The 15,003-nt window shown below is 36.4% G+C and carries 16 protein-coding genes and 2 pseudogenes; 9 read left to right on the forward strand and 9 right to left on the reverse strand.

The genetic code is table 11. The annotated features are described in order from the left end of the window. Window positions 1-549 (reverse strand): aminoacyl-tRNA hydrolase, encoded by a 549-nt coding sequence (gene pth / locus AAGD93_RS01160; RefSeq protein WP_341819594.1) that lies wholly within the window; start codon window positions 547-549, stop codon window positions 1-3. Then, on the reverse strand, window positions 549-1,160 hold the full coding sequence (locus AAGD93_RS01165) for a 50S ribosomal protein L25/general stress protein Ctc (RefSeq protein ID WP_264339268.1): 612 nt from the start codon (window positions 1,158-1,160) through the stop codon (window positions 549-551). Before AAGD93_RS01165 ends, pth begins: the two co-directional genes overlap by 1 nt. 145 nt (window positions 1,161-1,305) lie before the next feature. On the opposite strand from AAGD93_RS01165, the gene AAGD93_RS01170 reads away from it, so the two are divergent. After that, a complete protein-coding gene (locus AAGD93_RS01170; protein ID WP_341819595.1) occupies window positions 1,306-1,605 on the forward strand; it encodes an NADH dehydrogenase ubiquinone Fe-S protein 4 in 300 nt (99 codons plus the stop codon). A 301-nt stretch (window positions 1,606-1,906) separates the two neighbouring features. Here AAGD93_RS01170 and AAGD93_RS01175 read toward each other — a convergent pair whose 3' ends face one another. Together AAGD93_RS01175 and rsmH are read right to left on the reverse strand one after the other, a co-directional pair. Then, window positions 1,907-2,218 carry a hypothetical protein gene (locus AAGD93_RS01175; protein ID WP_341819596.1) on the reverse strand — a complete coding sequence of 104 codons (312 nt, stop codon included), beginning with the start codon at window positions 2,216-2,218 and terminating at the stop codon, window positions 1,907-1,909. Then, complete coding sequence (rsmH, locus tag AAGD93_RS01180) at window positions 2,215-3,159, reverse strand: 16S rRNA (cytosine(1402)-N(4))-methyltransferase RsmH (protein WP_006279684.1); 945 nt, start codon at window positions 3,157-3,159, stop codon at window positions 2,215-2,217. The genes AAGD93_RS01175 and rsmH overlap by 4 nt, the downstream gene beginning before the upstream one ends. A 218-nt stretch (window positions 3,160-3,377) precedes the next feature. On the opposite strand from rsmH, the pseudogene AAGD93_RS01185 reads away from it, so the two are divergent. Further along, window positions 3,378-4,337, forward strand: a pseudogene (locus AAGD93_RS01185) (MFS transporter); the annotation flags it as partial. Between the two features lie 15 nt (window positions 4,338-4,352). On the opposite strand, the pseudogene AAGD93_RS01190 reads toward AAGD93_RS01185, so the two are convergent. From AAGD93_RS01190 to ftsA, 5 genes and pseudogenes are all read right to left on the reverse strand, one after another. After that, window positions 4,353-4,772: pseudogene (locus tag AAGD93_RS01190) on the reverse strand (IS630 family transposase); the annotation flags it as partial. Between the two features lie 29 nt (window positions 4,773-4,801). After that, window positions 4,802-5,661 (reverse strand): IS630 family transposase gene (locus AAGD93_RS01195; protein WP_341819182.1). Its coding sequence is split into 2 segments (ribosomal slippage): window positions 4,802-5,337 and window positions 5,337-5,661, totalling 861 coding nucleotides; the frame shifts between segments, so codons are not numbered across the junction. 122 nt (window positions 5,662-5,783) lie between these two features. Next, a complete protein-coding gene (locus AAGD93_RS01200; protein ID WP_007549224.1) occupies window positions 5,784-6,164 on the reverse strand; it encodes a helix-turn-helix domain-containing protein in 381 nt (126 codons plus the stop codon). A gap of 163 nt (window positions 6,165-6,327) precedes the next feature. Then, window positions 6,328-7,110 (reverse strand): type I methionyl aminopeptidase, encoded by a 783-nt coding sequence (gene map, locus AAGD93_RS01205; protein WP_264338571.1) that lies wholly within the window; start codon window positions 7,108-7,110, stop codon window positions 6,328-6,330. 132 nt (window positions 7,111-7,242) lie between these two features. After that, window positions 7,243-8,481: a cell division protein FtsA gene (ftsA, locus tag AAGD93_RS01210; protein WP_010962406.1), complete on the reverse strand. Its 1,239-nt coding sequence runs from the start codon at window positions 8,479-8,481 to the stop codon at window positions 7,243-7,245. 138 nt (window positions 8,482-8,619) lie between these two features. Here ftsA and def point away from each other — a divergent pair, with 138 nt between their 5' ends. From def to hemB, 7 genes are all read left to right on the forward strand, one after another. Continuing rightward, entirely contained in the window at window positions 8,620-9,159 is a 540-nt protein-coding gene (def, locus tag AAGD93_RS01215; protein WP_341819597.1) for a peptide deformylase, read from the forward strand. Continuing rightward, window positions 9,149-9,970, forward strand: coding sequence for a uracil-DNA glycosylase (locus tag AAGD93_RS01220; protein WP_341819598.1), 822 nt, complete (start codon window positions 9,149-9,151; stop codon window positions 9,968-9,970). Before def ends, AAGD93_RS01220 begins: the two co-directional genes overlap by 11 nt. Before the next feature lie 470 nt (window positions 9,971-10,440). Beyond that, entirely contained in the window at window positions 10,441-10,647 is a 207-nt protein-coding gene (locus AAGD93_RS01225; RefSeq protein WP_182319004.1) for a hypothetical protein, read from the forward strand. Between the two features lie 66 nt (window positions 10,648-10,713). After that, window positions 10,714-10,926, forward strand: a complete 213-nt coding sequence (locus tag AAGD93_RS01230; RefSeq protein ID WP_341819599.1) for a hypothetical protein — start codon at window positions 10,714-10,716, stop codon at window positions 10,924-10,926. Next, complete coding sequence (nuoG, locus tag AAGD93_RS01235) at window positions 10,911-12,980, forward strand: NADH-quinone oxidoreductase subunit NuoG (protein ID WP_341819600.1); 2,070 nt, start codon at window positions 10,911-10,913, stop codon at window positions 12,978-12,980. Before AAGD93_RS01230 ends, nuoG begins: the two co-directional genes overlap by 16 nt. Beyond that, entirely contained in the window at window positions 12,964-13,989 is a 1,026-nt protein-coding gene (gene nuoH, locus AAGD93_RS01240; protein WP_341819601.1) for an NADH-quinone oxidoreductase subunit NuoH, read from the forward strand. The genes nuoG and nuoH overlap by 17 nt, the downstream gene beginning before the upstream one ends. Beyond that, complete coding sequence (gene hemB / locus AAGD93_RS01245; protein WP_151807767.1) at window positions 13,982-14,977, forward strand: porphobilinogen synthase; 996 nt, start codon at window positions 13,982-13,984, stop codon at window positions 14,975-14,977. Before nuoH ends, hemB begins: the two co-directional genes overlap by 8 nt. The last annotated feature ends 26 nt before the right edge of the window (window positions 14,978-15,003 follow it).

Genomic DNA, 15,003 nt, shown 5'->3' on the forward strand with positions numbered 1-15,003 from the left:
TTATACAATCAAATTGATAAAAGCTGTATTATCTCCTTGCAGCATTAAGTGTATATTTTTTGCTATTTTTTCCACTAAGGGAGTAACATTATCAAAATTTGAAAATTTTGATAACACATAATCTGCTAAGCTTCTTTGATCTTCAGGTCTACCCACTCCAAATCTCAAGCGCCAATAATCGTTGCCAATAAAACTATCTATGGATTTAAGTCCATTATGTCCAGCAGAACTACCACCTTTCTTTACTTTTATTCTTCCAAGTTCCAAATCAGCGTCATCATGTATGACAACGATATTATCTAGCGATAATTTGTAAAAGTTTCGTATTTTTGCAACAGGGATGCCTGAATTATTCATAAATGAATAAGGCTTTATTAACATAATTTTATTATTATTAATTATGCCAGAGGTTATTAGATAATCGGCTTTTTTAGAGAACGACTGGAAATTCCAATATTTGCAAATTGCATCAACGGTGATGAAGCCGATATTATGATGAGTTAGCTCATATTGACTGCCAGGATTACCAAGCCCAACTATCAGGTGCACTATTCCTCTGTTTCTGCTTGAGGTTCTTCAACGTCACTATCGGCAGCAGAAATTGTAACAATGGTAAAATTTTCTTCTTCATGAGCTACAAACTTAACACCTTCTGGTAATTTTACATCATTAATATGTATAGACTGGCCAATCATTTTACCGGATAAATCAACTTCAATAACCTGAGGTATTTTATCAGGAGAGCATTTAACAGCAATAGAACGACACAAAACATTAAGCACTCCACCTAATTTGATTCCTGGAGCTTTACTTTCATTCACAAATGATAGAGGTATGTCTATTTTAATTTCACTGCCTTTATCAACAAACTGAAAATCAACATGTTGCACAGTATCCTTTACTACATGCAATTGGATATCGCGAACAAGAGCATATTCCTTTTTGCCCGAAATATTCAGCTCTATCAAATGTGCAGAAAGAGAGCCTGACTTATATTGCTTTGTGAATTCCTTTGCAGACAATGTCAAATTTACATTATCATGGCCCTTTCCATATATGATTCCAGGGATGTTTCCTTTCTTCCTTAGAGAATTCATCGCTTTTGTTTTTGTTATATCACGTAACTCTGCATTAATTGTTACTATTTCCTGTTGCGTCATCGGTTACTCCTATTCAGCTAATCCTTTTAATATAATTTAATAATAATATAACATAAAAATATTTATTTCAAACTTCATTCTTTCATACTAATTGTTTGTGAAAGGATTTATTTAGATATATATTTAAGCTTATTTAACAAGAACTATGGGCATTGACGATAAAGTAGTTTTTAGGATTTATAGACCAACAAGAACTGCAACACAATCTGGTTTAGGTAATACAAATTTCTGGCACCTGAAAATTGAATCTGGCTCTTACTACATTGAACCTTTAATGGGGTGGGTTGGCTCAAAAGATCCAAAAAAACAGATTGTATTAAAGTTTGATTCTCTTGAAAAAGCAGTATTCTACGCAAAAAAACGCAACGTTAAATACATAATTGAAATGCCAAAAAATGTTAAGAGGCTGCCAAAATTTTACGCAAGCAATTTCATACTAAAGTAAGTTGCACAACAAATGGTGTTATGCAAGTAGCTGACACTGCTCTCCTTTGTCATCCCAGTGCCCAGACACTGGGATCCAGGAATTTTATTAAGTTGGTAAGCATAAAAATAGCTGTTTTACGTTAAAATACAATGTTTTTGATGATTATGGAAAGGCTGAATCCCAGTGTCAAGCACTGGGATGACACCATTTGTTGTAAACTCACTTTTACTCTATGGTTATACTACCTTGCCGCTATCCTGAACGGATACAAAGTAAGTTTTATTGTGATGTGCTCATCTGTAAAAAATAAGACTTAATCTCACTGTTGATCATGGATTTTAAGTTGTGCTAGCACACTGCAGCCATTTAAAGAGTCAAGATTTTTAACCTGGCTAGCCAGTATTAAAGAGTTATTTTTCAGGTATTTCTTTACAAGGCTTGCAAGTCTTTTTGGATTATTCAAATAGCTCCACTCTGCTTGTAAAACTTTTATATCACTTTGTACTAAATTAATTTCACTTTTTATTTTTATTAGCTCTCTATTTAACGACTGAACATGTAATTTTACCTTAAATAGTCCTACAATGCTAAGAAAAAACATAACTATTGAGATGATGCAGAAAGTTTTCACGACAACCTCTGTATAGCTCTTAGTTTTGCTGAGCGTGAACGCGGATTTGCACTTACTTCTTCTATACTTGCTTCGATCACTTTTTTATTTAGCAGAGAGAATGTCTTGCAATCAGTAGCACATAAATCTTTAAAAAAAGTTTTGACTATACGATCTTCTAAGGAATGAAAGGTGACGACAATTAATTTGCCATTCTCACTTAAAATCTCAGATGCAGCTTTAATACCCTTTTCAAGTTCTCCCAGCTCATCGTTTACCCATATTCTGATTGCCTGAAATGTTCTGGTTGCAGGATCAATTTTGCTTTTTCCACGAAATACCACGGAACGTACAATATCCGCAAGCTCAAATGTAGTTTTGATAGTTTTCTTCTTCCGTGCATTTATTATTGCTCTTGCAATTTTGCGAGAATGACGTTCGCCTCCGTAGTTATATATAGTATTTGCGATTTCTTCTTCGCGTAAAGCGTTAACAAACGTTGAAGCGTTTATATAAGAAGAGTTATCCATGCTCATATCGAGTGGACCATCATGTAAAAATGAGAACCCTCTATCTCCGTTATCAAGCTGCATAGATGAAACTCCGATGTCAAAGACCACTCCATCCACCCCGTTTGATGTCATTCCAGCGCGTGACCAGTTATTTTTTCCAGTATCAAGTACTGGGATGACAGGAGATGGCTCAACGCTGCTTAGTATACTTTTAATATTACTAAACTTCTCAATGAATAGTTTTATTCTATCTGGATATCTAACGCTTAAATCATCATAAAACTTAGTTACCGTTTCATCTCTATCAATTGCATATACTTTGCAATCAGCTGACTCCAATATTGCTTTGCTATACCCTCCAGCTCCAAATGTGGCGTCCACGTATATGCCACCATCCTGCGGTGATAGTAGTGATAGCATCTCTTTTAACAAAACTGGAGTGTGTGTCATATCAAAAAATTTAAGTACAGTTGGTGTAGATATCCTACTCTACTCTACTCTTCACATCAATTTTATTTATGTACATAGATTTTCTTGCCAAAATATGGTATCTTATCGGAATATATGAGCAATAATATTAAAATTAAGGTTTAATATTGTTAATATAATATTCACATAACGTTCACATTTTTTTTTATATATAAGATCAAACAGGCTATAGGGAAATTATGCAGCAAATAACAAAAGTAATATTTTCAAGTTTGATTTGTAACACTTTATTGTGGTATGACCACATGCTTTTTGGCCACTTAATAAACATAATAGGTGGTGTGTTTTTTCCATCGGATGATCAACTAACCAGCGTATTGAAGGCTTTTGGAGTGTTTGCAGTGGGTTTCTTAATGAGACCAGTCGGTGCTGCTATATTTGGTCACATTGGTGATAAACATGGCAGAAGAGTTGCCTTATTGCTCTCGATTATATTAATGACTTTATCAACCGTATTAATTGCTTTTGTTCCAGGTTATCAAAGCATTGGAATACTAGCGTCAATGCTGGTAGTGTGTTTAAGATTATTGCAGGGTATATCTCTTGGAGGAGAAGCAGGAAATGCACCATTTTTAATAGAACATGCTCCTAAAAACAAAAAAGGATTTTTTGGCAGCATTGAAGTATTAAGCGCAATTTTTGGTTCAGTATTAAGCTTGATAGCGGTACTCATATGCAAAAAAGTATCTGATTTTGAATCTTGGGGGTGGAGATTACCTTTCATTTTCAGTTTAGCAATGGGATTAATTAGCATATATATGAGATATATACTTGATGAAAGCCCAGAGTATAAAAGACAGAAAAATCCATCTAAATTGCCATTAAAAGAGTTATTAAATAGCTATAAAAAACCTTTTCTGATATCAGTTGGGGTTGATATAGTTGAAAACTCATCTCTTTACATATATCTGGTATTTTTCAATGTGCTTACGAATAAAATATTAACAGTAAATACTCATTTTAATCACATAGTGGAAATACTGAATCAAATTGCGCTCGGAGGGTTGACAATATTATTTGCTATACTTTCTGATAAGATAGGAAGAGAAAAAGTTATGAAATTTGCATTTATAGCTTTTGTAATAGTGAGTTATCCAGTTTTCTCAATGTTATGTAGTGGCAATTATAGCATTTCTCATAATAGTCCGAACAGGTCATAGGAAGGCAGAATCAACAGCACGACGAAAGGATTCGAATAGAGGAATGTTTTTCCTGGCTCTGTTTTTTATAGCAAACCAATGATGCTCAATTTTGTTGAAATCTGGAGAATAAGGCGGCAGATACAAAATTTCTGCACCAACCCCTTTAGCAAGCTCGATAATCTTATCAGACTTATGAAAAGTAGCATTGTCAAGAATGACAGTCTGTCCAGGTTCCAAGATCGGTGTCAAAAATTGCTCAAACCATCCATTAAAAACATCCATATTACAGTGGCCTTCAAAGGTTAACGGAACAACTATCTTTCTTCCACTTAAGGCTGCAACCATACTGATTCGTTGAGTTTTCTTTCCAGATTTTAAGGCATAAAACCGCTGTCCTTTCTGGCAATATCCGTAGGGGTAGTCTTCGGTGTTATAGCATTTCTCATAATAGTCCGAACAGGTCATAGGAAGGCAGAATCAACAGCACGACGAAAGGATTCGAATAGAGGAATGTTTTTCCTGGCTCTGTTTTTTATAGCAAACCAATGATGCTCAATTTTGTTGAAATCTGGAGAATAAGGCGGCAGATACAAAATTTCTGCACCAACCCCTTTAGCAAGCTCGATAATCTTATCAGACTTATGAAAAGTAGCATTGTCAAGAATGACAGTCTGTCCAGGTTCCAAGATCGGTGTCAAAAATTGCTCAAACCATCCATTAAAAACATCCATATTACAGTGGCCTTCAAAGGTTAACGGAACAACTATCTTTCTTCCACTTAAGGCTGCAACCATACTGATTCGTTGAGTTTTCTTTCCAGATTTTAAGGCATAAAACCGCTGTCCTTTCTGGCAATATCCGTAGGGGTAGTCTTCGGTGTTATCAATGCCAGACTCATCTATATACACTAAGTTTTTAGGTTCTTTTGTCGCTATAATTTTCAAAAATTCAGCACGTTTTTCTTCGTTTCTTTCCTTGTATCCATATGTCTTTTTTTGCGCGTAAATCCAATTTTTTTAAGGGCTCGATAGATCGTTTGGATACTAACGTTGTTCCAAAGTTTAGCCATTTCCGATAGAGTCTTTCCTCCGTGTTCTCTGGCAAATTTGGCAAAGGTATCCCAGTCGGTAATTTTGTGATTGTAACCCCCATTTCCAAGTTTTTTTGATTGAAAGTCTCCTGTTTCTTTTCTTCTTTGCTGCCACTCCCATAAAGTAGTTCGTCCAATCTTAAATCTTGCTGCCACTGTTTCTCTGCTTTCTCCTTCGTCTAGCGCTTCCATTCCTTTTTTTCTTAAATCATAACTATATGCTGCTGGCATTCAACCTCCTTATCATCATCTATCCTTATCCTATCACATCCGGACTTTTATGGAAAGAGCTATATCAATGCCAGACTCATCTATATACACTAAGTTTTTAGGTTCTTTTGTCGCTATAATTTTCAAAAATTCAGCACGTTTTTCTTCGTTTCTTTCCTTGTATCCATATGTCTTTTTTTGCGCGTAAATCCAATTTTTTTAAGGGCTCGATAGATCGTTTGGATACTAACGTTGTTCCAAAGTTTAGCCATTTCCGATAGAGTCTTTCCTCCGTGTTCTCTGGCAAATTTGGCAAAGGTATCCCAGTCGGTAATTTTGTGATTGTAACCCCCATTTCCAAGTTTTTTTGATTGAAAGTCTCCTGTTTCTTTTCTTCTTTGCTGCCACTCCCATAAAGTAGTTCGTCCAATCTTAAATCTTGCTGCCACTGTTTCTCTGCTTTCTCCTTCGTCTAGCGCTTCCATTGCTTTTTTTCTTAAATCATAACTATATGCTGCTGGCATTCAACCTCCTTATCATCATCTATCCTTATCCTATCACATCCGGACTTTTATGAAAAGAGCTATAATTGGGCTAGTTGCTATATCGCAAATTAAGGGTGAGCTTTCTTCAAAATCACCCAAAGTAAACCAAGTATAGTTGCAGTATAGCAGAATTTAAAAAAATCTAATTATAAGGTGGGAAATGCCAATTCTTAGGTGATAATGTGAATATTTCAGCACCATCTTTTGTCACTCCAAGTGTATGCTCAAATTGAGCAGAAAGTGAAAGATCGCGTGTTGTTACTGTCCAGTCATCGAGTTTACTGAGCAGAGTCTCATGTTTTCCAGCATTAATCATTGGCTCTATTGTAAAAAACATACCTTCCTTTAAGACAAGATCTTCATCTTGATCATAGAAATGCACTACATTTGGTGGAGCATGAAAGACTTTTCCTATACCATGTCCGCAGTAGCTGCGTACGATAGAATATCCAAAATCTCTAATATATTTCTCTATAGCGAGCCCTATTTCATTTAACTTATTGCCGGGCTTAACTTGTTTGATTGCTTCCATCAATGCATGATAAGTAGCGTCACACAAGCGTTTTGCTTTTATTGATGGCTTGCCAACCCAAAACATGCGACTTGTATCACCATGCCAGCCATTTAAAATCACCGTGACATCAATATTTAAAATATCTCCATCTTTAAGTGGTTTATCATCGGGAACACCATGGCACACAACTGCATTTTTTGAAGTGCAAATCGATTTTGGATACCCCCTATAGTTTAGTGGTGCTGGAATTGCACCTGCATTAATTATAAAATCATGACATAGATCATTTAACTCATTAGTTGTCACCCCTACCTTTACGTACGGTGCAATGAAATCAAGAGTTTCAGCAGCAAGCCTGCCAGCCTTGCGCATAAATTCAAAATCTTCTTGTGAGTGTATAGTTATGTTCATATTTTCCATGTCTTATTGTAATTGGTACGCTTACTCGCAAGTACATAAACATAATAATTTTACATATTATAAAAATAAGTCCTATGGATCCTAGTGTCAAGTCATTTGTATGAAAGGTGGTAAAACAGAAATCTAGACTGTAACTTTTGATTTAACCCAATTATACAATTTACTCATTTTACCATCCTGACCTAAAATACCAGAATTATTTTTATAAAAAGTGTCAACTATTAGCTTTATAGAGCCTATAGCAGCAGAAAATACAGGATTTTTATCATATTCGCCATCAAGACCGCTACAAGACTCAGGGCACCCAATTCGAACTTGCTTATTGAATATATAGCCTGCAATTTCCTTCATGCTTGTGAGTTGACTAGTTCCACCTGTGATCACTACTTTATTAATTGGATCTTTCTGCTCTTGAAATTGCTCTCTTACCATTTCAAGTATTTCTTCAACTCTTGGTCTTATGATGTTAATAAGCTCAGATTTGAATACTTGAGTAGGTTCATCATTTTCGTTGTTTTGCATTGTAATGTACTCATTCTCATCTATTGAAGTTACGATAGTGCTGCCATACAGTATTTTTATATACTCTGCACGTTCTATGCTTGTGCATAGCCCGTAAGCAATATCTCGAGTGATATGAACACCACCAATTGGAACGCTGCTTGCATACACAAGTTTCCCTCTTTTGAAAATTCCAATTGCAGTGCACCCACCGCCTATATCAACAATAGCAGTCCCGAGCTCTTTTTCATCTCCACTCAGACAGGCAAGACCTGCAGAATATGCAGAAGCAATACAACCTGCCATATTTAATCCACCATTATTGGTAATACAGTTTTCAATATTGGTAAGCGCTGGACGCGAAGCAGTGACAACATTAACATCAGCAGATAGTCTTTTTCCGTACAATCCACCAACTTCTTTTATGTCAGTCATGTCATCTAAGTGATATTTTAGTGGTATATTGTGAATGATAACATTGTCTTCAATATATTTCTCAAATGTTTGAAAAACTACACGTCTTATATCACGCTCGGAAATCTCATGGTTAGCTGCAATAATTTCATTATGTACATTGAAAGATGAGATGCCACATCCAGCAATGTTCACATATATCTGATCTATGGTTTCTTCTGATACTTGTTCAGCTAAACCTATAGTTGATGAGATGGAGTAATTTGCGTGTTTTACATTAGTTATTGATCCACCGTTTACACCTTCTGCAATCTTATAACCCGTTCCTGTTACTTTATAGCTGAAGTTGCCATTTATCTTAACGATTAGACAGATAATTTTTGTTGTACCTATGTCTAAAACAGCAAAAACATTTCTCTTTGGTTTTGCTATTACTGCAGAGTACATTAGTTAACCTTATTACGCAATTTCATTTAAATTGTAGCTTTCTTTAATAATTTATATTTCTATTATAGATATAGCAACATTTTAATATACACTAAATTCTGGACAAAAGGAAAAGCAAAACATAGAATTATAATTTTTATGTCCATATTACCAATTGTAATTGCCCCTGATGAAAGACTAATCACACGTGCCAGTGAAGTAACAGATATAAACGATAAAATTAAAGGATTAGTAAACGACATGTTCGAAACTATGTATGATGCAGAAGGTCTTGGCCTTGCTGCAGTGCAAGTTGGAGTGTTAAAGAGAATTTTTGTTGTGGATGTTCAGCTAGAAACAATTGAAAATGAGCCAGCAGGATATGAATCAATTGGCAAATTTTGCATGATTAATCCAGAAATTACGGAATTATCTGATGAACAAGTGACTCTCAAGGAAGGGTGCCTTTCAATTCCAGAGCAAAGCTATGAAATTAAGCGTCCAAAGTATTTAACTGTGAAATACAGAGACTTAAATAACGAAGAACAGACGCTAAAAGCTAGTGGTTGGCTTGCAAGGTGTATTCAGCATGAATTAGATCACTTAAACGGCATATTATATATTAGACATTTATCTAAATTAAAGTATGATATGGCCATGAAAAAAGCACAAAAGGTTAAAAAGCATTATGAGCAATAAAGACCTAGAATTATTAAAATTTTACCATGAAGTGGGCGTTGATTGCACACTAACAGAGGGTGAAGAGGAAAAAAAGCTGGAGAGCAAAGAGGGTGTACAACCCTCTGTTATCCAAACTGGGACCCAGAAGAAAGATGCAGATACGCGCTGGGATGACACTAAAGATGGAAAAGACATGTTTCCAAGTGACTGGATAATTGAAGCAAGGAAACTTGCAGGTAAATGTGGTAGTGTGGATGAATTAAGAAGTGCAGTTGAATCATTTGAAGGTTGTGAGATAAAAAAAACTGCAACTAATACTGTCTTTTCCGATGGTAATCCAAACGCAAAAATTATGCTTGTTGGTGAAGCTCCAGGAGCAAATGAAGACCTTCAAGGCATACCATTTTGTGGTGCAAGTGGAATGTTGCTCGATAAAATGTTAAATGCAATCAATCTTGATCGCACTAAGGTATACATAAGCAATACTGTATTTTGGCGCCCACCTGGCAATAGAAAGCCAACCGACCTAGAGCTTGATATGTGCAGACCATTTGTTGAGAAGCATGTTGCACTGGTTTCACCGCAAATTCTAATTTTAGTCGGGGGAATCGCATGTTATAGCCTTCTTGACAGCACAAAAACTATATCGAATTTGCGTGGTAGATTTCATACGTACACTAACCAATATTTGTCCAATTCAATCACCACATCTGCTATATTTCACCCAGCTTACCTACTGCGTCAGCCAATGCAAAAACGTTTAGCCTGGGAGGATTTAAAGAAGATTAGGGAGTATCTTGATAACACCAATAACTGTACGAATACTTAACACCACTGGTGTCGGAAAGTAGCCCGCAGAAACGAAAAAACTTGCTTGACAAACTCCGCCAGCCCCCCTATCATGAAACTGAAGCTATTTATTTATCTTCTCTGTACAGATTAAATGACAAAAAAACTCAACGTATCTGGTCTCTCATGTTTAATTTTTTGCACTATGTGCACCTTATGTCTTTATCAAATTTCTAGCTACACAAGCTGAAATACGCTATTTAAAACATTAAAAAACGCCAACTTAAAAAATGGATAGTGAATAACTAGCTACTCTAGGGTTTCTTTTGCCTTTTTTTCGTTTGGTAAATTTCTTAATGTTTATGGCTAAACGACAACCGTCATCCCGCTGCTTGTTAGCGGGATCTATGCTTTGAGATACCGCGAATAAATCGCGGTATGACGTAGAGCTCGCGTTAGCTATACTTTTATGCTTACCAACTCAGTATCCAATCAAAATCCTGGATTTCAGTGTCAAGCACTGAAATGACACCAAAAGAGCTACTGCTGTCTTGGATGGAAACCAGTGTCAGCTACTTGAATCTGCCACGCAAATTGCCTGCAAATTGCAATGTTCGTACAGCTGTGCGTCATGCGCTGGAATGGCATCAAGGGGTAACTTTTTATTTAAACAATGATTGTAAAATGATTATAATAAGAGATCTATTGAAATTTTAAAGTTATTAAATATTGACGCTGTATACTTAAGTGTTAAAATAGAATGAAAAGTTTTTAGGAGTTTATATGGCAGCAGGTGGGAAAGCAAAGACAGCTAGTAAAAATAACCCTACTCAGCGTAAGAAAGCTGAGCAAAAAATGTATAAAGATAAACCGGTAAAACCTGTTAGATATATAGATCGTGACTCGCGCATGAATTATATGTCTGCTCAATATGACAACGGCAATCTGGTTGAAGATGAGATAAGCGGCGATCCTATAAAGTGGGAAGCTGTGTAATAGTTGTGGTTAAAGTTACTATTAATTCTAAGGAATGTGAAGTAGAGCATGGGCTCACTATAATTCAAGCTTGTGAAGTCGTGGGCGTTGAAATTCCACGTTTTTGTTATCATGAGCGTTTAGCAATTGCTGGTAACTGCAGAATGTGTTTGGTTGAAGTGGAGGGTGGACCTCCAAAACCAGTAGCCTCTTGTGCAATGCCAGTTGCAGAAGGGATGGTTATTCACACTGATACCCCTAAGGTTAAAAAAGCACGTGAAGGTGTGCTTGAGTTTTTGCTAATTAACCACCCGCTTGATTGCCCAATTTGCGATCAAGGTGGTGAATGCGATTTGCAAGATATCACGATGGCTTATGGGAAAGGAACCAGCAGACTTGATGAGCATAAGAGGGCTGTGCCAAAAAAACACTTCGGACCACTGATTGAGACTGCGATGAATCGATGCATTCATTGCACTCGGTGTGTTAGATTTTTGTCTGATGTTGCAGGTACAAATGAACTTGGAGGAATCGGAAGGGGAGAAAATGTAGAGATTAGCACTTACATAAAAAGGCATATTAGTTCTGAATTATCTGGAAATATCATAGATCTCTGCCCGGTAGGGGCTTTAACTTCAAAGCCTTACTCCTTTACAGCGCGTCCATGGGAGCTATCACATTGTGAGACTATAGATGTGCTAGATGCTGTGGGTAGCGCAATTAGAGTTGATTATCGTGGCCCGGAGGTTATGAGGATATTACCAAGGCTGAGCGAAGAGGTAAATGAAGAATGGATATCAGATAAAACCCGCTTTGCCTATGATGGACTAAAAGTTCAGCGTCTTGATCGACCTTATATAAAAAAAGATGGTAAATTAGCCCCAGTTGATTGGAATGAAGCATTAACTGTTGCTGCAAAGAAATTAAAGAATACAAAATCAAATAAAATAGCTGCAATTGCAGGTGATTTAGCAGATTGTGAGTCTATGCTTCTACTCAAAGAAGTGATGCAGAAGCTCGGCTCGGGGAATATAGACTGTAGGCAAGATGGTGCAAAGCTTATACCAAGTAATCGTGGATCGTATGTGTTCAATACCACTATTGAAGGTATAGAAAATGCAGATTTATGTCTGCTTATAAATACAAATCCAAGGATAGAAGCACCGATTATTAACGTAAGATTGAGAAAGAGATATTTACAGGGCAACTTTCCTGTTGCAAGTGTTGGTCCTAACATTGAATATTTGTATCATGTTGAGAAATTGGGCGATAATCCTGATATTTTGAGTGAAATAGCAAATGGAAATCATAAGTTCTGTGAGCTGCTGAGTGCTGCTCAGAGCCCTATGCTGATTATCGGTCAAGATGCATTAGTAAGAGACGATTCTGAATCAGTTCTAGTTCTAGCTGGCAAAATTGCAGAAAAATTTAACATGGTCAGAGATGACTGGAATGGCTTTAATATGCTGCATAAAGCTGCAGCAAGAGTTGGTGGGCTAGATACTGGGTTTGTTCCTAAAAAAGGCGAAAGGGATATTAATCAAATATTGGAACATGCAGAAAGTGGTGAAATAGAAGTGGTTTATCTTCTTGGTGCAGATGAAATTGATACATCAAAATTAGAAAATACATTTGTAATTTATCAAGGTCATCACGGTGATAAGGGTGCACATGTGGCAGATGTTATCTTGCCTGGTGCTGCATATACAGAAAAATATGCAACTTATGTAAACACTGAAGGTCGAGTGCAAAGAACAAATTTAGCTGTATTTCCTCCAGGTGAAGCAAAGGAGGATTGGTTAATTGTTAAAAATCTCTCGCAATATTTGGATCTTTCCTTACCATATGATAGTTTATTTGACGTAAGAAAAAAATTAGATACTATCGGTCCACAGTTTAGAAATGCTGATCAAGTGGTAAAAAACACATGGGTACCAATCAGCAATGGTAAAATAAATTTAAGTAATACACCTTTTACTTTAAAGGAGTGTAATTTTTATATGACGGATTCAATAAGTCGCGCTTCAAAAATAATGGCAGATTGTACTAAAGCTTTTTATGAACACGCTAGTTAATATTTTATTTATTTTAGTACCGCTACTACTTTCAGTTGCATATTTGACATACTTTGAGCGTAAGGTCCTTGCTGCAATTCAACTGAGGCACGGCCCAAGTGTAGTTGGACCTTTTGGGCTATTGCAGCCATTTGCAGATGCTATTAAGCTCCTGATTAAGGAGCCGATAATACCATTTAGAGCGAGCACCATACTGTTCATTATGGCTCCAATGCTTACCTTTATCTTGGCATTAATTGCCTGGGCAGTTATACCGTTTGGTGCTGAAGTAATTGTAGAAAATGGCCAGCAAGTAGTGATTCCTAAGGTTATAGCAAATATTAATGTTGGAGTGCTTTATGTGCTAGCTATATCGTCGCTGGGAGTATACGGCGTAATTATTGCAGGCTGGTCAAGCAATTCTAATTATGCATTTCTTGGCGCTATACGGTCGGCTGCTCAGATGATTTCATATGAAGTTTCAATAGGCTTAATAGTTGCTACAGTTGTTGTTACAACTGGTACGTTGAACCTTGGAGAGATGGTGGTAGCGAAACACAATATGCCATTTTGGGTTGATTTACTACTAATGCCTATAGGAATAATATTTTTTATTTCTTTGCTTGCAGAAACTAATCGTCACCCATTTGATTTACCAGAAGCTGAAGCAGAGCTTGTCTCTGGATATAACGTTGAATATTCATCCATGCCTTTTGCCCTCTTTTTTCTTGGAGAATATGCAAATATGATTTTAGCAAGTGCTATGATGACAATATTCTTTCTGGGGGGATGGTATCCTCCGTTAGAACTTGGTTTGCTTTATAAAATTCCAGTTTTAATTTGGTTCGTTTTGAAGATAATTATACTTTTATTCGTATTTATTTGGATTAGAGCAACAATACCTCGTTATCGATATGATCAGCTAATGCGCCTTGGTTGGAAAGTATTTTTACCAATATCAGTGTTTTGGGTGATACTCATTTCAGGGTTGTTGCTCTTTACTGGGAATTTGCCCGGATCCAATGTTTAATTTCCCAAATACAAGATTGAGACGCAGGCGCTCGAGCAAATGGGTTCGCAATTTAACAAGTGAAAATAGTTTATCAGTAAATGATCTGGTTCTTCCTCTGTTTGTTCATGACAGAGAAGAAACAACTGAACCAATTTCTGGCTTACCAGGCGTAAAGTGTTATTCAATAGATGGATTAGTGTCTATAGTTAAGGAAGCTAAAGATTTAGGGATTAATGCTGTTGCAATTTTTCCTGTAGTTGATAGTAAACTAAAATCTGAAAACGCTGAGGAAGCATATAATTCTGACAACTTAATCTGCAGAGCAATTTGTGCTGTAAAATTAAAGGTACCTGAAATTGGTATTATTGCAGACGTTGCATTGGATCCATACACTATTCACGGCCATGACGGCATTTTAAAAGATAATCAGATGGATGTAGAAAACGATGAAACTATATCAGTGCTGTGTAAGCAAGCGTTTGCTTTAGCGAAAGCAGGATGTGATATAGTTGCTCCTTCTGATATGATGGATGGTAGAATAGGAAGAATCAGAAAATCATTAGATGATAACAACTTTCAAGACGTATTAATATTATCTTATGCAGTGAAATACTGCTCTAGCTTCTATGCTCCATTCAGGCAAGTCGTTGGTTCATGTGGGCTATCACATTCTATAGACAAAAGTGGTTATCAAATGGATTATAAAAATGCGCGCGAAGCAATGTGCGAAATTGAAATGGATATAAATGAAGGTGCAGATTTTATTATGGTTAAACCGGGTATGCCATATTTGGATATTATCAAAACAGCAAGTGATAAGTTTAATTTTCCGATTTTTGCTTACCAAGTAAGCGGTGAGTACGCAATGATAAAAGCTGCTGCAAATAATGGCTGGCTAGATTATGACAAGGTGATTTATGAATCTTTGATTGGTTTCAAACGTGCGGGTGCAAGTGCAATATTCACTTACGCTGCACTTGATATTGCAAAAAATTTAAGTGCATAAGCCCTATAAAATTATTAAATTTTTGG

It is taken from the genome of Wolbachia endosymbiont (group A) of Brachyopa scutellaris, from assembly GCF_964026995.1.
Taxonomy (GTDB): domain Bacteria; phylum Pseudomonadota; class Alphaproteobacteria; order Rickettsiales; family Anaplasmataceae; genus Wolbachia; species Wolbachia pipientis.

Excerpts from the sequence above, each read along its gene's own strand:
- AAGD93_RS01170 (WP_341819595.1), top strand. The coding sequence starts at position 1,306 with ATGGGCATTGACGATAAAGTAGTTTTTAGGATTTATAGACCAACAAGA.
- def (WP_341819597.1), top strand. The coding sequence starts at position 8,620 with ATGTCCATATTACCAATTGTAATTGCCCCTGATGAAAGACTAATCACA.
- AAGD93_RS01165 (WP_264339268.1), bottom strand. The coding sequence starts at position 1,160 with ATGACGCAACAGGAAATAGTAACAATTAATGCAGAGTTACGTGATATA.
- rsmH (WP_006279684.1), bottom strand. The coding sequence starts at position 3,159 with ATGACACACACTCCAGTTTTGTTAAAAGAGATGCTATCACTACTATCA.
- AAGD93_RS01220 (WP_341819598.1), top strand. The coding sequence starts at position 9,149 with ATGAGCAATAAAGACCTAGAATTATTAAAATTTTACCATGAAGTGGGC.
- hemB (WP_151807767.1), top strand. The coding sequence starts at position 13,982 with ATGTTTAATTTCCCAAATACAAGATTGAGACGCAGGCGCTCGAGCAAA.
- AAGD93_RS01230 (WP_341819599.1), top strand. The coding sequence starts at position 10,714 with ATGGCAGCAGGTGGGAAAGCAAAGACAGCTAGTAAAAATAACCCTACT.
- ftsA (WP_010962406.1), bottom strand. The coding sequence starts at position 8,481 with ATGTACTCTGCAGTAATAGCAAAACCAAAGAGAAATGTTTTTGCTGTT.
- map (WP_264338571.1), bottom strand. The coding sequence starts at position 7,110 with ATGAACATAACTATACACTCACAAGAAGATTTTGAATTTATGCGCAAG.
- nuoH (WP_341819601.1), top strand. The coding sequence starts at position 12,964 with ATGAACACGCTAGTTAATATTTTATTTATTTTAGTACCGCTACTACTT.
- AAGD93_RS01200 (WP_007549224.1), bottom strand. The coding sequence starts at position 6,164 with ATGCCAGCAGCATATAGTTATGATTTAAGAAAAAAAGCAATGGAAGCG.